This window comes from Occallatibacter sp., from assembly GCF_035317045.1.
In the GTDB taxonomy this organism is placed as follows: Bacteria; Acidobacteriota; Terriglobia; order Terriglobales; family Acidobacteriaceae; genus Telmatobacter.
In genome coordinates this window covers 434,288-452,939 of sequence record NZ_DATHHT010000011.1, presented here as the reverse complement: position 1 = coordinate 452,939, position 18,652 = coordinate 434,288, and the positions used below count along the sequence as shown (strand labels likewise).

The 18,652-nt window shown below is 57.7% G+C and carries 14 protein-coding genes; 3 read left to right on the top strand and 11 right to left on the bottom strand.

Translation table 11 applies throughout. The features are described 5' to 3' along the window. Nucleotides 1-9: 9 nt before the first annotated feature. The 10 genes from VK574_RS05030 to VK574_RS04985 all read right to left on the bottom strand — a co-directional run bounded on the left by VK574_RS05030 (nt 10) and on the right by VK574_RS04985 (nt 11,322). A complete protein-coding gene (locus VK574_RS05030) occupies nt 10-720 on the bottom strand; it encodes a lysophospholipid acyltransferase family protein (RefSeq protein ID WP_472798713.1) in 711 nt (236 codons plus the stop codon). A gap of 15 nt (nt 721-735) precedes the next feature. Then, the gene (gene mpl / locus VK574_RS05025) at nt 736-2,115 is read right to left on the bottom strand and encodes a UDP-N-acetylmuramate:L-alanyl-gamma-D-glutamyl-meso-diaminopimelate ligase (RefSeq protein ID WP_472798770.1); all 1,380 of its coding nucleotides are present in this window, start codon (nt 2,113-2,115) and stop codon (nt 736-738) included. 47 nt (nt 2,116-2,162) lie between these two features. Continuing rightward, entirely contained in the window at nt 2,163-3,107 is a 945-nt protein-coding gene (locus tag VK574_RS05020; RefSeq protein WP_472798712.1) for a S66 peptidase family protein, read from the bottom strand. After that, nucleotides 3,104-3,928, bottom strand: coding sequence for a diaminopimelate epimerase (gene dapF, locus VK574_RS05015; RefSeq protein ID WP_472798711.1), 825 nt, complete (start codon nt 3,926-3,928; stop codon nt 3,104-3,106). Before dapF ends, VK574_RS05020 begins: the two co-directional genes overlap by 4 nt. Beyond that, nucleotides 3,925-4,644, bottom strand: a complete 720-nt coding sequence (locus VK574_RS05010) for an MgtC/SapB family protein (protein WP_472798710.1) — start codon at nt 4,642-4,644, stop codon at nt 3,925-3,927. Before VK574_RS05010 ends, dapF begins: the two co-directional genes overlap by 4 nt. A gap of 23 nt (nt 4,645-4,667) precedes the next feature. Continuing rightward, nucleotides 4,668-6,299, bottom strand: coding sequence for a hypothetical protein (locus tag VK574_RS05005; RefSeq protein ID WP_472798709.1), 1,632 nt, complete (start codon nt 6,297-6,299; stop codon nt 4,668-4,670). After that, nucleotides 6,292-7,215, bottom strand: a complete 924-nt coding sequence (locus VK574_RS05000) for a PfkB family carbohydrate kinase (protein WP_472798708.1) — start codon at nt 7,213-7,215, stop codon at nt 6,292-6,294. The genes VK574_RS05005 and VK574_RS05000 overlap by 8 nt, the downstream gene beginning before the upstream one ends. 41 nt (nt 7,216-7,256) lie before the next feature. Continuing rightward, nucleotides 7,257-8,123, bottom strand: a complete 867-nt coding sequence (gene mtnP / locus VK574_RS04995; RefSeq protein ID WP_472798707.1) for an S-methyl-5'-thioadenosine phosphorylase — start codon at nt 8,121-8,123, stop codon at nt 7,257-7,259. A 117-nt stretch (nt 8,124-8,240) separates the two neighbouring features. After that, nucleotides 8,241-9,614: a siroheme synthase CysG gene (gene cysG, locus VK574_RS04990; protein ID WP_472798706.1), complete on the bottom strand. Its 1,374-nt coding sequence runs from the start codon at nt 9,612-9,614 to the stop codon at nt 8,241-8,243. A 7-nt stretch (nt 9,615-9,621) separates the two neighbouring features. Beyond that, complete coding sequence (locus tag VK574_RS04985; protein WP_472798705.1) at nt 9,622-11,322, bottom strand: nitrite/sulfite reductase; 1,701 nt, start codon at nt 11,320-11,322, stop codon at nt 9,622-9,624. Between the two features lie 433 nt (nt 11,323-11,755). On the opposite strand from VK574_RS04985, the gene VK574_RS04980 reads away from it, so the two are divergent. Both VK574_RS04980 and VK574_RS04975 read left to right on the top strand, forming a co-directional pair. Then, nucleotides 11,756-12,829 (top strand): glycosyltransferase family 4 protein, encoded by a 1,074-nt coding sequence (locus VK574_RS04980; RefSeq protein WP_472798704.1) that lies wholly within the window; start codon nt 11,756-11,758, stop codon nt 12,827-12,829. An 18-nt stretch (nt 12,830-12,847) separates the two neighbouring features. Beyond that, nucleotides 12,848-15,043, top strand: a complete 2,196-nt coding sequence (locus tag VK574_RS04975) for an amylo-alpha-1,6-glucosidase (RefSeq protein ID WP_472798703.1) — start codon at nt 12,848-12,850, stop codon at nt 15,041-15,043. Between the two features lie 73 nt (nt 15,044-15,116). Here VK574_RS04975 and VK574_RS04970 read toward each other — a convergent pair whose 3' ends face one another. Then, nucleotides 15,117-17,069 (bottom strand): beta-N-acetylhexosaminidase, encoded by a 1,953-nt coding sequence (locus VK574_RS04970; RefSeq protein WP_472798702.1) that lies wholly within the window; start codon nt 17,067-17,069, stop codon nt 15,117-15,119. A gap of 519 nt (nt 17,070-17,588) precedes the next feature. Between VK574_RS04970 and VK574_RS04965 the strand changes: the two genes are divergently transcribed. Next, nucleotides 17,589-18,374, top strand: coding sequence for a DeoR/GlpR family DNA-binding transcription regulator (locus VK574_RS04965; protein ID WP_472798701.1), 786 nt, complete (start codon nt 17,589-17,591; stop codon nt 18,372-18,374). Nucleotides 18,375-18,652: the final 278 nt, after the last annotated feature.

The following is an 18,652-nucleotide window of genomic DNA, read 5'->3' as shown; positions in this document are numbered from 1 at the left end:
GTGAGGAATCTAGGTACGCATCCACTCGGGCAGGCCTGAAGCGATTGCAGTGCGTACGGCAGCCATCAGGTCTTCTCTTGATGCATAATCGGCCGGAAAAATGGGCGGATGAAACGTGACGTGCGCGGTGCCGGGGCGAATCCGCATGCTGCCCTTCGACATCATCGTTTCGGTTCCCCAGATGGAAACCGGGATGCAAGGCGCCCCGGTCTCCTGCGCAAGGTAGAAGGGGCCCTTCTTGAAGGGGAGCATGCGGCCATCCTTTGACCGTGTTCCTTCCACAAACGTCGTGATGTGCACACCTTTCGAAAGTACTAGACGCGCAGCGGCGATGCTCTCTTGGGCGCTTTCCTTGCGGCCGTCGCGATCGACGGGGATGAACTCGCCTTGCCGAAATCCCCAGCCAAGCACCGGAACGTGCATGAGCGAGCGTTTGAGAAACGCGGACGTGCGTCCAGGAATATTTGGAATCAGCGCAGGCGGGTCGAGGTTCGAAACGTGGTTTGCCATGAAGATGCAGGCAGTGTTTGCCGGGACGTTTTCGCGGCCCTTCACCTCGATATGGATGCGCGCAAGAAAGTATCCGCTCCTGACAATCATCTGCGTCGCGTTGTATAGCGGCAGAACATTGCCGGTGATGATGGACCATGGAATGAAAATGATTGCGGTGGGAATTCCCAGAATGACGAACGTGATGAGGAGGAGCAGTGAAGCGATCATGGCGGGCTTTCGCGATCAGTCCTGACGAGTTCTGAGTCGCGCAGGAAGTTTCTCATAGATGTCGTCGAAGCCGCCATTGGAGAGGATGGCGACCACATCGCCGGATTGCAGTCGAGGTGCGATACTCGCGATGATCTCGGTTGCATCCGGATGCAGTTCGGCCGGCGTTCCCGCAGCACTCAGCGCGTCGACAACGTCCTCGGGATGAAGCCGCTCCGCGTCCGGAATGCGCTGCTGCTGATAGACACCTGTCATCATTACGCGATCTGCCAGGCGCAGGCTCTCAATCAGATCGTTCTCCAGCACCTTGCGCCGCAGCGTGTTTGAGCGCGGTTCCAGAACCGCCCAAATGCGCGCATCTGGGTACACCGATCGCAGCGCGCGCAGGGTTTCACGAATCGCAGTGGGATGATGCGCGAAATCATCGATGATGGTAATGCCGCGGATAACATCGCGAACTTCGAGCCGTCGCTTTACACTTTTGAAGCTTGCCAGGGCTGAGCGGATTGCGTCTTTGCGAATGCCCTGACCGGAAGCCAATGCGACCGCCGCTGTGGCATTCAGCGCATTGTGTTCGCCTGCAAGTTGCATTGCGAGTTCTGACCAAAGCCCGCCATGGTGCCAAACTTCCCATTTTGTTTTGCCGTCTGCGTAGCGCAGGTTGCGAATCTGCCAGTCGGATTCAGCTTTGAATCCATAGCGCTCCACGCGACAGAAGGCCTTGCTGATGCACTCGTCAACATTCGGGCTGCCGTCAAACGCAACCAGCAGGCCACGACGCGGCACAAGGTTCACGAGCCGCTTGAATGCGATCTTCACCGCTTCGAGATCGGCGTAAATGTCTGCGTGGTCAAACTCCACGTGCGTGAGGATGAGCGCGTCAGGGAAGTAGTGGAGAAACTTGGGCCCCTTGTCGAAGAACGCTGTATCGTATTCGTCGCCTTCAATGATGAAGGTGTGCGTGGGGCGAAGCTGAAAACTGGTTCCGAAGTTTTCTGCGACGCCGCCGATCAGGAATGACGGCTCGAGCGCGGCGTTTTCATGCGATGCGGCCTGATAAATCCATGACAACATGCTCGTCGTCGTCGTTTTGCCATGTGTTCCGGCCACGACTAGCGATTCGCGTCCTTTCAGGAATTCCTCGCGCACCAGTGCCGCCATGGAGGTGAAGGGCATTCGCTCATCTAGCACGCGTTCTACTTCGGGATTGCCGCGGGAAAGCGCGTTTCCAATGACGACGAGGTCAGGCGCAGGATCGAGGTTCGATTCGGAATACGGTTCGAGTATCGGAATTCCAAGTGAATGCAACAAATCGCTCATGGGCGGATAAGCGGCTTTGTCTGAACCCGAAATGCGATGACCCTCGAGTTGAAGAAGGCCGGCCAGCGAGGCCATTGCCGTGCCGCAGATGCCGGTGAGATGAATGTGCTTGCGTGTCGGAGTCAAGATCGCACCGCCGGTTCAACTAGCGTGAGTTGAGCCTCGTCGTCGGCGTGTAGTTCGGCCTCGATGCCGAAGATCAATGTGACGTTCTGACGCGAGACGTGTCCGCTGCGTAACCCGAATGCGATGGGGACCTCGATTCCGTTGAGCGCGGAGAGGATCGCGTCGTCCAGCAGATTCTCAGGCGCGCCTGGCGAGGTGCAATTGAGCATTTCCCCGAAGACGATGCCACGCACGTCGTCGAGCTTTCCTGCCTGACGCAATTGCCAGAGCATGCGGTCAACCTGGTACGGCTTTGCCCCAACATCCTCGATAAACAGAAGCTTGTTTTCCGTTGCCGGCTCCCAGGGTGTTCCAATCAAGGCGGCCAAAATGCTGAGGCATCCGCCGTAGAGCGTGCCGCGCGCTGAACCAGGCTTGAGAGTGCGCATTCCTTCCGTGGTTCCGACAGAATAGGGCCGGCCCGCGAGCGCTGCCTGAAAGCTTTCGAGATGCACGCCATCCTCAACGTAGAAATCTGCAGCAACCATCGGGCCGTGAAATGCAGGAAGCCCAAGTTTGTCCAGGAGCCAAAGCTGCAGGCCGGTCATGTCGCTGTAGGCAAAGAAAGGCTTCGGATGATCGGCGATGAGCTTAAGATCCACTGCTTCCAGCAAGTAGCCCGACCCGTAGCCGCCCCGGACGGCTGCTACGAAACTCGTTTCAGGATCAGCAAATGCCGCGTGCATGTCTGCGATGCGCTCTTCCGAGGTTCCGGCGAAGAACAGCGGGCCGCGCGCCTGCGTATTTGGTCCAAGACGCGGCGCGTATCCGAGCTTCTGAAGCCGTTCCATGCCGAGGTCGACCCGTGCCGGAATTGCGAACGACGCGGGCGAGATGACATTGACGCCGGCGCCGGATTGAATCGGGCCGAGGGGCATGAGCGGCTTTGATCCGGTCGTCATCCGCACCAAGCCTCGCCGCGCGCAATCAAGGTTGCGGGCCCGGTCAGTTCCAATTCGCTACCCACCCCTCGCCAACTCACCGTCTGCGCTCCTCCCAGCGAAACGACGCGCAAGGGAGAGGTGCAGGCATGAAATGCAATCGCAGCGGTTGCAGAGGCGGAAGTCCCGGTTCCCGAAGAAGTCGTGGGGCCAACGCCGCGCTCGAAGATGCGGATTTCAATTTCTCCCGGACCTATGATGCGCATAAATTCAACATTGGTCTGGTGCAGAAAATCAGAGTGGGCGCAAATCTCTGCGCCAATTGCCTGCCACGCATTCCCGGCGACTGCGAAGTCCGGGTTATCGACGGCGATCACAAAATGTGGATTGCCAGTGGAGACCGCGATTCCTTCCACGGGACGGCCGTTCGCCAGCGTCACAATCTTGCGCGCGGCACTGGGAATTCCCATGCCTGTCGTGACTTCGACCGCGTAGCCGTCCTCTGCGAGCACGTTGTTGATCCGGCAGATGCGAAGGCCGGCATCCGTCTCAATGCGCAACTCGTCGCCAGCCTTTGCGCCGATCATCGCGCTCATCCAGGCGGCAACGCAACGGGTTCCGTTACCGCTGATCTCCGCAATCGAGCCGTCTGCGTTGTGAAGCCGGACTCGTCCGGACTTGGAGCCAGTCCAGGCAAAGAACTCGATACCGTCCGCGCCGACACCTGTGTTGCGCGCGCAGAGGTGACGCGTCAGTTCTGCCCAGTCGCGCCTGGCTGCTGAATCTTCGGTCACAATCAGAAAATCATTGCCGCACGCGTGTGCCTTGGCGAAGGGAATCAATCTTCCTCCGGATCGCGGAAATTGAGCAGCTCGTTGATCGCCGCCTCCGAGAGAAGCCTGCCGTGCAGACGTTCATGCTGTTTCTTGGTAGCGGTTATGGTGAAGGTCACGCGCTGCAGATCGCCTATCGCATTTGTCGCAAAGTCGGCCAACCGCTCGCCGGCTTTATCCATCGCGTCGAGAATCGAGCGAAGCATAGCCGTCTGATCGTCTCCGCGGGCTTCATAGATGAGCGAATAGATTTTGATGCTGGCCCGGCGCTCAAGAAAGCCGACCAATTCGAGAGCGACTACCACGATTACGGTGGCCACAGCAGCGGCGGCGAGCAAACCCGCGCCACACGCCATGCCGATGGATGCGACTACCCAGACGCTGGCGGCACTGGTCAGTCCGCTGATGCGGCTGCGGTTGTGAATGATCAATCCCGCGCCAAGGAATCCAATGCCTTGAACGATGTTTGACGCTACCTGACCTTTGTTTGGGCTTCCATCTCCCGCCAGCACTGCCGAGAGCAGCGTGAAGAATGCCGCGCCGAGACAGATAAGAAGGTTCGTGCGCACACCGGCAGATCGGCGCTTGTACTCGCGCTCCAGACCGATGAGAGCGCCCAACAGTGACGCAACGATCAGCCGCGGAATGGCGCCGTTGAAAACGTCGACCTGCTGCAGCCAGCTGAAGCCGAAAGGCGTCGAAATGTTGGCCAATGTCGTGCACATGGCTGCCACCTTGGCTGATGCTATCACCGCTCCGCAGCTTTCGTGACTGGCGGGGTATCGGAGACGTAAACTGTGCCGGATTTCTGCCCGTGACAATTAAAACGCCGCACAAATCTGAGCCCATCAGGATGAGCCTTTACCGCGCGATCGATATCGTCGTCATCGAACGCAACCACGATTGCGGCATGCGTGGCGGGAGCAGCCAGCGCATCGGAGAAATACTCCTTGTCACTCTCGTTGATCGTCTGTCGCAACGGGATCCCGGTAAACGCCACCAGATTCGGATATACCGACGTCCCCATCAGAACCGGCGCATCAGGCCGCGTCGCCAGCAGCGCGCGTAACACGGGGGGTATTTCGACTTCGAAGGCGCGGCGCGACTCAATGTTCTTGGTGCCTTCAACGTAGGTCAAAGGATGATCGCGAAGAACTGCCCACGCATTGACGCCTACGATCGCGTAGATTGCGGTGGCGGCGAAGGGTACCAAGCTTCGCTTGAATTCGCGGAAAACCGCAATCACGAATTGCGCCACAAACCCCAATCCGAGAGCGAAGGCCGGGAGCATTTCCATCCCATAGCGCGTGTTGTACCAGGAGTGCGGCCACCATACGGGAAGAAAGATCGGCACAGAACCAAATGCGATCGAATACGCGTAGAAGGGAATTGGCAGCCACAGGAACAGCGTCCACTGGAATGCCCGTCGACGCGTCGTAAGCCATCCCCACGCGGCGCCAAGAAGCGCAAGCGTCAGCGTGAAGTTGCCCCATGATTCCGGCGCGACGTCCATCTTGGCGCACTTGACGAAAAATAGGAGCGATACCCACGGGTTGTGCCAACCCGGATGCGGGGGGCCTGATCCGGGTGTTGCGGTGCGTATTTCGATTGCTGCCGCAGAGTACGGACCGCGCGCGAAGTCGAGCCAGTCTCCGAAGACGACTGCGTTGTACGTGAACCAAACCAATGGAGCCGCAACCACGACAGCACTCGCGATCCAGAAGGTTCGCGAGCGGAGGGTGCTGATGCGAAGCTGCACGATACCGACGGAAGTCCACGCCAGAAGGGCCAGGATCCAGCCGTCATACCGTGTAAAAACTGCCGCCACGAGAACCAGCGCGATGCCGCATAATAAGCGCGCCGCGCGAGGTGGATCGTTATTGAGGGCTCCGCGCCACTCCACCAGCCACACTGCGAGCCAGATCATTTCGCAGAGAAATAATGGCTCCGTCATGGCCGTGGTCTGGAGGTAAAGCAGGTTCGCGTTCAGCGCGAAAAAAGCGAGAGCCACAATTGCCGCGGATGGGCGCAGCCAGTGACGCGCAAGACGATACACCCCTGCGCATCCGGCAATATAGGCCAGTGCCGAAGGGATCATCCCCGCAATTCCGTTGGCCCACCACGCATAGACCGCAACAAAGGGGATCATCAGCAGATGCGGCAGTGGAAGCCAGACTGAGCCAAGTTGCGACAGGCCGGGCCGATGCGAATCAATGACGCGTCGTGCAATGTGCAGGTGCGCTACGGCGTCTCCATAATTGAGCATCGCGCCGTGACGCCAACTCCACAGGCTTGCAAGCGCAGACATGATCGCCGTAGACGCCACCACCACCAGCCACTCATTGCGGCTGATGGGGCGGCGAATCGGCTCTTCAGTCAAGGTGCGTCAACTCGCGGAACAGGTTGAAGCGGTGGTCGATCTCTTCGCGCGTCAATTGCTGCAGGCGCTCGGTTCCAAATCGCTCCACGGTGAACGAGCCCATGACAGAGCCATAGAACATGGCGCGCCGGAAGACGCCGGGCGTGAGTTCGCGCTGCGAGGCGAGATAGCCGAAGAATCCGCCGCCGAAGCTGTCGCCCGCGCCCGTGGGGTCAGTGACTTGCTCAAGAGGGAAGGCGGGAGTTTTGAAGGTGCGTGAATCGGGGGCGCCGGGAATTGCCTTGTGGAAGAGCGTTGCACCGTATTCTCCATGCTTGACAACGAGCATGCGCGGGCCCATCTCCATCACGGCGCGCGCTGCGAGGACGAGATTGCTGTTGCCGGCGAGCATGCGTGTTTCGGTGTCGTTGATGAGGAGGATGTCGAGGCCTTTGAGCACTTCGAGCAGTGCGGGCTTGTGGTCCTTGATCCAGTAATTCATTGTGTCGCCGGCAACCAATTTCGCGTGGGGCGTGGCCTCACGAACACGGCGTTGAAGAACAGGATCGATGTTTGCGAGGAAGAGGAACTGCGAATCGCGATACGCGTCGGGGATTTTGGGTTCGAAGCCGGCAAAGACATTGAGATCGGTTTGGAGCGTCCGGGCCTCGTTGAGATTCTCAAGATACGAGCCTTGCCAGAAGAAGGTTTTGCCGGGCGCATGCTGGATGCCTGTGGTGTCGATCTCGCGGGCATCGAAGACGGCTTGCTCGCTCGCGCCGAAATCTTCGCCGACGACTGCGATGACGCGGACATCCGTGAAAAAGCTTGCGGCGAGGGAAAAGTAAGTGGCGGCGCCGGCGAGGCAGCGCTCTTTGCGTCCCGACGGTGTCTCGACAGTGTCAAAGGCGACGCTGCCTACAACAGTAATTGCCATGCAAAATCCTCTCTGGGTTTGATGAATAGATGAATCTGGTGCTACCAGCCGTGATACTTGCCGAAAAGTAGTTTCAGCCGCTCCTTGGCGGCGGCTGGAATTGCATCTGGCTGCGTGAGTACGGCAAACTTTGCTGCCGATGCGCACGCGCAGGTCCGGTCTGCCGGCATTGCGGCAACCGCGGCCTTCACCATCTTGCAGGCGTTCTCGGCGTTCTGGTGCAATACGGCGACGATCTCTTCAATCGTCACCGCATCGTGACCCTCTCGCCAGCAGTCGTAGTCGGTGACCATGGCGACGGTGGCATAGCAGATCTCCGCTTCGCGGGCGAGCTTTGCTTCCTGCAGGTTGGTCATGCCGATTACGTCGGCGCCCCAGCTGCGGTAGAGATTCGATTCGGCCTTGGTGGAGAACTGCGGGCCTTCCATGCAAACGTACGTTCCGCCCAGTTTGCCGACGACACCGACGCTCGTGCATCCCGTTTCTGCTGCCATGGCAACGACGGAGCACACAGGGTCGCCGAACGCTACATGGCCGACGATGCCATCGCCAAAAAACGTGGAGATGCGGTGAAATGTGCGATCGATGAACTGGTCGGGAATCACAAAATCCGTCGGCTTGTGCTCTTCCTTAAGCGATCCGACAGCCGAGACCGAGAGAATCCGCTCTACCCCAAGCTTCTTGAATGCGTAGATGTTGGCGCGGAAGTTCAGTTCGGAGGGCAAAATCCGGTGGCCGCGCCCATGGCGGGCAAGGAAAGCTACCTTGCGTCCCTCCAGTTCGCCGAGCACGAACGGGTCGGACGGTTCGCCAAAGGGTGTTTCAACCTGTTCTTCGTGGACGTTGGTAAATCCGGGCATCGAGTAAAGCCCGCTGCCGCCAATAATCCCGATCTCTGCCTGAGGCAATGTCGCTCCCATCAACAGGCAATAGGACCGCCTGCCTGATTGATTCAACAAACACTTCAGTATAAAGGTCGAGAGTGCCTCGGACTGAATGCGAACCTGGCAGGTGGGCGGTCGAAATTACGCGATAACGGCTCGGCCGGCGGCCTTGCGAATGCGATTGTCTGCCATGTCGCGCACTCCCCAACCGGCAATCAGCAGGCTGGGCGACTGGGTTGGGTGCACCTTACCCAACTCGCCAAGAGTGGTTCGCTGCACCTGCTGCCCCGGTTGCGCGGCGTGGGACACAATGGCGCACGGAAAATCGGCTGGCAGGCCTTCCTCAAGCCATTCAAGAGCCAGCAGGGTGAGATCGCGGCCCGGCATGTAAACCACGCGGGTGGCATCTTCGATTTCTGGTATGGATGCGTGATTGTGCGATTGTGCGTGATGGCCGGTCGAGAAGATCACGTTTGAAGCCGCATTGCGATCGGTCAGCGAGCAGGGAATTGCCGCAGCAGCCGCGAAAGCAGCCGTGATTCCGGGTACGACTTCGAAGGCTACTCCAGCATCCGTCAGCGCTTTCATTTCTTCAGCCGCGCGACCAAAAATCAGAGGATCCCCGCACTTCAGTCTCACTACGCGTCGCCCGGTCGAGGCATGCGCAATCATCAGGGCATGAATTTCCTCCTGCGTAATGTTCTTCGTGCCGCAGCGCTTGCCGACGTTTAGGACTTCGGCGGACGGCGCAGCCAGCTCCAGAATCGCCGGGGGGACAAGATCGTCATGCAGGATGACATCGGCGGACTGAATGAGCCGCTGCGCTTTCACGGTAAGCAGATCCGGGTCGCCCGGCCCTGCGCCGACAAGAAACACTTTGTCTTCCGCACTCTCTTCGGATTGGCTCGGGGTGAAGTTTTCCGAGAGGCCCGATGGCGTCGAGCTTGAATCGAAAAACTGCCGCTCCGCCATTTCATGCAGCAAAGCCTTGCGGTCGTCGCCTGGCGGAAGGGTCGCCAGAACTTCGCGCCTGAACTCGCCGAGATTTTTGAGCCATGGCCCGATATCCGCTGACAACCGCGCATCAATTTCGCGCCGAAGGCGCTGAGCAACGGCGGGGCTTTCCCCTGCCGTCGAGATTGCGATCTGCAGATCGCCTCGCCGCACCACCGATCCGAAATAGAAGTCACAGTGCGGGGGATCATCTACGCTGTTCACCAAAATTCCCCGGCGAACTGCTTCGCGATAGACCGTCGAATTCACTTCGGGATCATCGGTCGCGGCAATCACCACGAAGTTGCCGTCCAGGTCGGTCGGATCAAAGCGACGCTGAATCCACTCCAGCCGGTTCTCGCGGGCAAGTTGCTGAATCTCCGGCTTTGCCTCCGGCGCAATCACGCGCAGGCGCAGTCCCGTTATCAGCAGGCTGTTGATCTTTTCGAGCGCCACGTTGCCCGCGCCCAGCAGCAACCCCGGCTGTCCATCGAGTTTTAAAAAAATCGGAAGTAAGCTCATGGAAACCTCAGTCTGCAACGGCGTGGGGCACGCGGCCCGTGGGTAAATCGCGCTCCACCGGCGCGAGGATTTCTCCAGCAAGGTAGCCGCGCAACTCGTCGTTCGTGTGGCGTGCGAACCATGCACGCAGATTCTCCTCACCATCGCGCGTCGCCAGATATTTGCGCAGCAGGCGCGCGATCGCTTCGGGAACATGGAAGGCAGGTGTGCGATAGCCCACTGGCCGCGCGATGCCCGCGTGCTGCCCCACCGACCCGCCAAGGCAGAAGTAGTAGGCATCCACCAGCTTGCCCTCGTGCTTGATCTTCTTGCCCTCGATGCCTATGTCGGCAATCCAGTGCTGACCGCATCCATTGGGGCAGCCGGTTACGTGCAGTCGCAACTGCTGATCAAAGTCCGGAACGAGTTCCTCAAGTTCGTCTACCAGCCAGCGCGTGAACCCTTTTGTTTCAGTGATGGCGAGCTTGCAGAATTCTGTGCCCGTGCAGGCGACAGCGCCGCGCCAGAACGCTGAGCCTTCCACGTGAAGACCAATGGCGCCAAGTTCGCGCACAAGGTCCGCAGCCTTGTCGGTCGGCACGTCGATGAACAGCAGGTTCTGCGAAACAGTTGCGCGCAGGGCGCCGCTGCCATACTTGTCGGCCAGGTCGGCGGCTGCTTCCAGTTGTTCTCCGGTCAGACGGCCGCGCAGAACGGATGCTCCCACATAGCTCAATCCAGGCTGGCGTTGGCGATGAATGCCCACGTGATCGCGAAGCGTCTCATCTGGCACCTCCTCATCGACACCGGGGGCCAGCGCAAAGTCCAGACGCGATCGCAACTCGGCGAGGAAACTCTCCGGCGTCCAGCCCTCTTTCATGAAGAGATATTTCATCCGTGCCCGGTCGCGGCTCTCACGCAAAACCTGCTGATCGCGAAAGATCTCCGTGATCGCCTTCACTACGGGCACCGCCTGCTCAGGAAGAACGAACGCATCGAGCCGGACTGCAAGGTGCGGCTCGTTGGAGAGTCCTCCGCCAACGCGCACCGTGAAACCGACCTGGCCGTCACGCTTCACGGGAGTCAGGGCAATGTCATTAATCTCGGGATAGGAGCACCAGGTCGGGCAGCCCGTCACGCAAATCTTGAACTTGCGGGGCAGATTGTAGAAATCAGGATTCGCGGTGAGCAAGTGCGCAATCTCGATGGCGATCGGCGAGGCGTCAATCAACTCATCGTGATCGACTCCAGCCAGCGGACAGCCGGTTACGTTGCGCACCACATCGCCGCAAGCCCCCTTAGGCGAAAGGCCAATCGCGTCGAGCGCATCCACCACTTCGGGCAAGGTCTCAATCGTGAGCCAGTGCAACTGGATGTTCTGACGGACCGTAATGTCGGCCAGATTGCGCGCATACTTCCGCGTGATCCCGCCGATGGTCCGCAGCTGGCTCGACGAGATGATTCCGTTCGGGATGCCGATGCGCATCATGAAATGGTCAGAAGCAAGCCCCTCGCCACCTTTGCCTCCGGTGGCGCCCACACCGTCACCCTGCGTATAGATGCCCCACCACTTGAAGTACATGCCGGCCCACTCCGGGACAACGCTGGAGCGTCCCTCGCGCGCAAAGGCCCGCACTTCGTCAAACGCTTCCCAGGGGTTCTTGGCGCGCTTCAGGCGTTCGGTGCGTTGGGCCTTTGTCTCTTTCGGTGGAACGACTTCAGTAGTCATATGACCTCTTGGGGGAATTCGGATGAGCTAAAAACAGAAAGCCCGCGACAGCTAAGGCTGCGTCGCGGACAATCAGGAAACCTTTGGAGAGATGGTAGCTTTAACGGACCATGGTCACCTGTGCGCGCGAGGCGTCATACAGCGGCGACAACAGGTCCGAAGATCCATGCATTGATATTCTCAGGATGTACGCGAAATTGCAACTGTTGCGTGGCAGGTCTTAGCCGGTTGCTCTCTTCAACACTGGCTTTCCGGTCGCAAAATCCTCGTGAATCTCCTTTTGATTGAGCAAGGTTTCCGGTCGATCCCCTCGCCATGATTCTTCATTGTTGACCGGTTTTCGCCCCCCTCAGACCACGTGGGCTTGGGCTCTCCGCATCAAACCAAACCAGAATGACCCGCAGGGCACGAACGGGCTGGGGACCGTACCACCATGAAAATCGCGCAGGTTGCGCCTCTATACGAAAGTGTGCCCCCCAAGCTTTATGGCGGGACCGAACGGGTGGTCTCATATATTACGGAAGAACTTGTAGCCTTGGGACATGACATAACGCTGTACGCGAGTGGTGACTCGCGAACTTCGGCGAGCTTGCGATCCGTATCCGAACGGGCGCTACGGCTCGACGGAGGAAAGTTGCTTTCGCCGCTGGCTCATCATTTGAATCTCATCGAAACCATTGCACAGGAAGCGGATGAATTCGATGTAGTTCACTTTCACCTCGACTATTTGCCCTTCTCGCAGATTCGAAGGCTTGAAATTCCAGCGGTTACCACCCTTCATGGCCGCCTCGATATTCCCGATCTCTATCCACTCTTCAGGGAATTCAACGACATGCGCCTGATTTCCATCTCCGATGCCCAGCGCGCCCCAATGCCGTGGGCAAGTTGGCTGACTACGGTTCACCATGGAATTCCGGAGGAACTCTATCAGCCGCGTTTCTCACCGGGAGATTATCTGGCTTTTCTGGGACGAATCTCGCCGGAAAAGCGGGTCGATCGGGCAATTGAGATTGCCCGCCAGGTGGGAATGCCGTTGCGGGTTGCGGCCAAGATTGACGACGCCGACCGCAACTACTTCGAAGCAGAGATCAGCGATCTTCTGGCAGATTCCGATGTCGAATTTGTTGGCGAGATCGGCGAACAGGACAAGGCTGAATTTCTTGGCAACGCCTCTGCGCTGCTCTTTCCCATCGACTGGCCTGAACCCTTCGGGCTCGTCATGATTGAGTCCATGGCATGTGGCACGCCCGTCGTGGCCTTTCGCGGCGGATCGGTAGCGGAGATAATTGACGAAGGAGTAACGGGATTCATCGTGGAAAGCGTCGAAGAAGCCGTAGAGGCCGTCGAACGAATTCCGTCGGTCGATCGCCGGGCTTGCCATCAGCGTTTTCTGGAGCGCTTCACCGCACGACGCATGTGTGAACAATATCTGACTGCGTACGAACGTGGAATTTGCGAAAAGAAACGTGCCGCACGCGGCAAACGTGGACTCACACTTACTCTCTAAGGCAGGAGTCGTCTATTGATGATGCCAACCTGGCAGCGTGAACACAATCGCGACGTCATTGAGGTCGATCAGCAATTCTACATTCGGGCTTCGTCGGCCCTTGCTGACGATCGAACCAGGGTTCTGCTGAATGGCGATACTTTCGCCGTCTTCGATCGCGGAGGAGACATTCAGCCAGTCGGATTCGGCCAGCAAGGTATTTTCCACAACGAGACGCGCCACCTCTCGCGCCTGGAAATGCTCCTTTGCGGATTTCGGCCGTTGCTGTTGAGTTCGACGATTCGCGAAGACAATGTTCTCCTCGGAATCGACTTCACGAATCCTGACATTCAGCTTGAATCTGGTGCGTCGCTGCCTCGAGGCACGGTGCACATCTACCGCACCAAGTTCCTGACCGAATTAGTCTGCTACGACCAGATCACAGTGAACAACTACGGCGATACGGCGATCGATGTCGAACTCTCCTTCGACTTCGAAGCGGATTTCGCAGACATCTTTGAAGTGCGCGGCGAGAAGCGGAAGCGCCGCGGTGAGAAGTTTCCTCAAGAGATTGGCCGCTCATCTGTGACTCTCGCCTATGAGGGTCTTGATCAAATCCGGCGTACCACGCGTGTCGTGTGCTCGGCACCCTCCTGTGAACCGCGCAGCGGCGGCATCTCGGTTCCACTTCAAATCGAACCTCATGGCGAGACAAGTTTCACGGTCAATGTCGTGTGTGAGCACGAGGGAAACAGTCAGGTCGCTTTCAGCAGTTACAGTGAATCGCTGCAGGCGATGAACCACAAGCGTATGACCGGACCATTGGCAGCTGTGGAAATTCAAACTTCCAATGAGCAGTTCAATAACTGGATCAACCGGTCTTGTTCCGACCTCGCCATGATGGTTACGCAGACGCCGCATGGGCTTTATCCCTACGCAGGCGTGCCGTGGTTCAGCACCGTGTTTGGTCGAGACGGAATCATCACAGCGCTCGAGTTGCTGTGGCTGGTGCCCTCGGTCGCCAAGGGCGTGCTGTCCTACCTGGCCGCCACTCAGGCGACAAGTTCCGATGCCGCGCGCGATGCAGATCCGGGCAAGATTCTGCACGAAATGCGCAAGGGAGAGATGGCTCGCCTGGGCGAAATACCCTTCGGCCGCTACTACGGCACTGTTGACGGCACACCGCTGTTCGTCCTGCTTGCCGCCGCCTACTACGAGCGCACAGTTGATAGAGAATTCCTGCTCGAGATCTGGCCGAACGTTCTCGCTGCCCTTGAATGGATCGATGTCTACGGCGATCCTGATCACGACGGATTCGTCGAATACGCGCGCCAGACCGATCACGGCCTGGTGCAGCAGGGATGGAAGGATTCAGGTGACTCCGTCTTTTATAGCGATGGACGTCTGGCCGTAGGTCCGATTGCGCTCTGTGAGGTGCAAGCCTACGTCTATGCGGCCAAGAATGGCATTGCAACCGTTGCTGCCGACCTTGGGTTCAAAGACCTTGCCGACCGGCTTCGTACGCAGGCGACCGAACTGCGTGCGAAGTTCCAATCCATGTTCTGGTCAGACGAACTCGGCATGTTTGCATTGGCGCTGGATGGCGAAAAAAAGCAATGCCGCGTGCGCAGTTCCAATGCGGGCCAGTGTCTGTTTTCCGGGATCGCCAGCGACGCACAATTCCGATCCATCAGCGACGCGCTTCTCTCGCCCGCTTTCTTCTCTGGATGGGGGGTGCGCACTCTCGTCCGCGGTGAGCACCGATATAACCCCATGTCCTATCACAACGGGTCGATGTGGCCGCATGACAACGCTCTCATTGCTCTCGGCTCACTGCGCAGAAGCGACAAAGACCTTGCCTTGCGGATTACCTCCGGATTGCTTGATCTCTCGTCTGAGGTGATGTTCCATCGTCTTCCAGAATTGATCTGCGGCTTTGGCCGCCGTCCGGGAAAAGGGCCGACGCTCTACCCGGTCGCTTGCTCGCCTCAGGCTTGGGCCGCCGGATCGGTCTTCATGTTGTTGCAGGCCAGTCTCGGGATCGAAATTCGCGCGAGTGAGTCGCGGATTTATATGCATCACTCCGCTCTGCCGGAGAAACTGCAACAAATTCGCATTCGCAACCTCAAGGTCGGAAACGGCAGCGTTGATCTCTCCTGCGAACGCTATACAGACTCAGTGAGCGTTAACATCCTGCGCCGCAGCGGCAACGTCGAAATCGTATCGATACGCTAGTTCCAGTGAACGCGGCTCTGATTCCCGAGAGTGACGATCACCACATCCGGTAAAGCACTGCGATCGTGCCCGATTATGGCTTTTGCGCTCCTGCTGCCTGCACAAGCATTTCCACCGGCTCTACCACCATATCGCGCAGCACAGCCTGCGGTTTCTCCGCCGCTTTCAAAGTCTGTGTGTCTGCTTGCGTAGTGCCTGCATCAGCGAGACGATGATTCTCAAGATCATCGAGCGCTCTCAGCCCGATCGCTGAGACCTGCGCCAGGGTTTGGGAGACGGGCGTCAACTCTGCAGTGATCTCGGAGTTCTTCAGCGAAGGCTGCAGTTTTGCGTCGTTGTCTCGCCACAGAGTCAGCCACTCCTTTGCTTTTTGAAGCTGGTCGGGAGAAGCATTGCCCGCGACAATCGCGCTCACAAGGTTTTTGAATTTACGTGCCATTTCGCTCTCAGGCGGAACCGCGTCCACTAAGTGATTCAGTGGCGAATACCAGTCATATTTCTTCAGTTCTTCCCTCTGATATCCCATTGGCGGCTGGACTACACCTGCCAGTACCGCAAGGTATTTTGGATCAGTCTGTCCAGTCATCCGCTGCAGCATGGGGCGCGTGAATGACTGATGCTTGAGACCGCAGGATTCGAGTTTGTCCGATATAACCGACAACCGCGCATACATCGAATTCACATCGCGGACAGCCTGCACCGACCACAAGCGTTCGGCAATCGCAGCGGTGCGCGGCCAGATGCGGCTGTCGATGATTTCCGAAGGCGTGAACTCGCTCCACATTGCTGCCTCGCCGCCCAGGACGCGCTTCTTCTCCTCTGACGTCAGTGTGGATGAGTCGCCCGCAAGCGGGTCTACAAGATAGTGTTCGGCCGCCGACTGGTTCAAATCGACGTAGTATCCCGCCGACAAAAGCCCGCGATTTCCTTGGCGCGCCGCAATCGCCAGGGACTTTGGCCCGCGCCAGGAGTGGATCACGACATCCTTGGGAGTATTGGGTTGCAGCACTTCATCCCAGCCCTCCATGATCCTGTGGTGTGCGGTCACAAGCTTCTGGACTCTCGCCGTGAAGTACGATTGGAGCGCCGCATTATCCTTCATGCCGTGTGTGCGCATGAATGCCTTGACCCTCGGATTTGCGTCCCACTCCTTCCCGTCGCATTCATCGCCGCCGACGTGGAAGTAGGCATCCGGAAATATTGTCGTCATCTCTGCGATGAATTTGTCGAGGAATTCAAAGGTGCTCTCGCGCGTTGGATCCATCGCCGGATCGAAGACTCCCCACTGCTTCTCAATTGTGTAGGGTCCTTTGCCACTCGCCAAATCCGGATAGCCCACAAACCACGCCGTGGTGTGGCATGGCATGTCAAATTCAGGCACGACACGGATACCGCGATCGCGAGCATATCCCACCACATCGCGCATCTGGGCCTGCGTGTAATACCGGCCATTCGAACCCTTGCCGGTCAAAAGCGGGTACACCTTGCTTTCGGCGCGAAATCCCTGGTCATCCGACAGGTGCCAGTGGAAGACATTCAGCTTCACCATTTCCATGCCGTCGAGGTTGCGCTCAAGCACATCCAGTGGCTGAAAGTGACGTCCTGTGTCGATCATCAACCCGCGCCACGGAAAGCGTGGTTCATCGTCGATCGTTATCGCCGGTGTGCTGAATCCCTCGGGAGTGATCGCCACAAGTTGCAGAAATGTTTGCAGCCCATGCATCGCGCCCAGCGGATTGGGCGCCGTGAGCAGCGCATGGGTCGACGTCACTTCCAGTCGGTACGACTCGTTCTCACCGAGTTCCAGCGCCGCATTGTCAACCCCCGCGGTCTTGACGGTGAGAACCGCTGGTCCGCTCGTCACTTCGTCGTGATAGGGAATCCCAGTCTCGCGGGAAAGGGTGTTCAGGAATCGTTTGCGCGCCGACTCAAGCCTCGCATCCGTGTACCCCTCAAGAGCGATGGTGAAGTTGGCGTCAATCTTCAACTGCCCTTCTGCCTGAACAACGTGCTGCGGCATGGGCATTAGAGCGGGAGTTCCCTGAGTCTCGGAATGGATTGGCGAAGCAGAAAATGCTGCCAGAGAAATGCCAAATATCAGAGTTGCGCAGCTACGACCGCAGGATTTCGTCACAATCACCCCCAAGTAGGAACCAAGCTAGCGAGTTGAAGATATTGAATTTCGCGATCACGATTTTTGATCGTTTAGCCTTCGATTGATCATTATAAGGCAGCAAAGGGAATTGTCTCTGTATTGAAATACTGCAAATTCCATCAGCGGCGCATGTTAGGTGTCAGGGGCTTGTCCTGAGACATCGGGACGTTGCGGCTTTAGTCGAATCCCGACCGCAGGAAACGCATCCTAAGTGTTCTATTTCGGTGCTTCTTGCGTCAATCCTTGGAGCCAATCCCATGAGCGACATGATCGTAAGTGTCCAATTCATTCACTACATTGAAATATAGCGCCCATTTTACCGGGAAATTGACAAAAAATCTGCAAAGCGGATGCATGCTCATCCATTGCGCGTGTAGAATCGTTCCCGTCATGCCAGAGACATTGAACGAACGCTGTGAACTTATCATTAAGTTTTTGCTCCGCTCAGGTTCAGCCAGTATCGAAGAAATCCTCGCCGTCGCCGGTTCGTCGGCTCCCAGTATTCGTCGAGACCTGGCGCGCCTCGAAAATCGGGGACTGATTCGTCGCACGCATGGCGGCGCAACCCTGGTCGAGCCACTCCTTTACGAGCCATTCCGTTACGACAGTTCATTTCTCGCGCGCGAACAGAAGTTCGCCGTTGAAAAGCGCCGCATCGGCCTTGCGGCCGCTGAACTTGTTCAGCCCAATGAGACGATCGGGCTCACCGCTGGCACGACCACGACTCACATTGGCCGGAGTCTTCGACATCGCGAGAAGATCCAGGTCATTACCAACGCAATCAACATAGGCATGGAACTCTGCAATCAGCCCGGTGTTCGCACCTATTTGACCGGTGGCGTCATTCCGTGGGCGTGGTCGTTTTCGCTCACCGGAAATGCAGCTCTTGAATTCCTCGACGATGTGTACATGGACAAAGTCTTCCTCAGCGTTACCGGTCTGGATGCTGAACGGGGCGCCACCACATTGGAATCCGACGAGGCACTCGTCTACCGGAAGATGCTCAAACAATCCAAACAGGTCATCGTGGTCACAGACGCAAGCAAATTCGGCAATGTGAGTCCCGCATTTATCTGCCCGGCAGGCGAAATCCATACCATCATCACCAATGTTGGGGCATCTCCCGAGGCTCTCGCTCCCTTTGAGCGCCAGGGTACTCGCATCATCCGAGCCTGAATCTAACCGGCACGTCTCCACTGGATCAACGGACACACGCTTCCAAATATGTGAGCAGATTGCTCGCAAACAACAGAAACTGCGTCGGATCCACGCCATCCAGGATTTCGGTTTACGTGTCGATTCAAAAATTAACTGTTGTAAATTATTCATATAATTAAGGTTAAGCGCATAAACCGCTGGATGATTTTGCCGGCCACATTCACAGTGATTTCGCATTCCATCGCATCGTCGTTCCCGACAACTAAAGTGAATTCGATCAAAGATCAATAGAAAAT

Coding starts and splice junctions, on each gene's coding strand:
- VK574_RS05030 (WP_472798713.1), bottom strand. CDS start 720: ATGATCGCTTCACTGCTCCTCCTCATCACGTTCGTCATTCTGGGAATT.
- mpl (WP_472798770.1), bottom strand. CDS start 2,115: ATGGCCTCGCTGGCCGGCCTTCTTCAACTCGAGGGTCATCGCATTTCG.
- VK574_RS05020 (WP_472798712.1), bottom strand. CDS start 3,107: ATGACGACCGGATCAAAGCCGCTCATGCCCCTCGGCCCGATTCAATCC.
- VK574_RS05010 (WP_472798710.1), bottom strand. CDS start 4,644: ATGTGCACGACATTGGCCAACATTTCGACGCCTTTCGGCTTCAGCTGG.
- VK574_RS05000 (WP_472798708.1), bottom strand. CDS start 7,215: ATGGCAATTACTGTTGTAGGCAGCGTCGCCTTTGACACTGTCGAGACA.
- cysG (WP_472798706.1), bottom strand. CDS start 9,614: ATGAGCTTACTTCCGATTTTTTTAAAACTCGATGGACAGCCGGGGTTG.
- VK574_RS04985 (WP_472798705.1), bottom strand. CDS start 11,322: ATGACTACTGAAGTCGTTCCACCGAAAGAGACAAAGGCCCAACGCACC.
- VK574_RS04980 (WP_472798704.1), top strand. CDS start 11,756: ATGAAAATCGCGCAGGTTGCGCCTCTATACGAAAGTGTGCCCCCCAAG.
- VK574_RS04975 (WP_472798703.1), top strand. CDS start 12,848: ATGATGCCAACCTGGCAGCGTGAACACAATCGCGACGTCATTGAGGTC.
- VK574_RS04970 (WP_472798702.1), bottom strand. CDS start 17,069: ATGCCCATGCCGCAGCACGTTGTTCAGGCAGAAGGGCAGTTGAAGATT.
- VK574_RS04965 (WP_472798701.1), top strand. CDS start 17,589: ATGCCAGAGACATTGAACGAACGCTGTGAACTTATCATTAAGTTTTTG.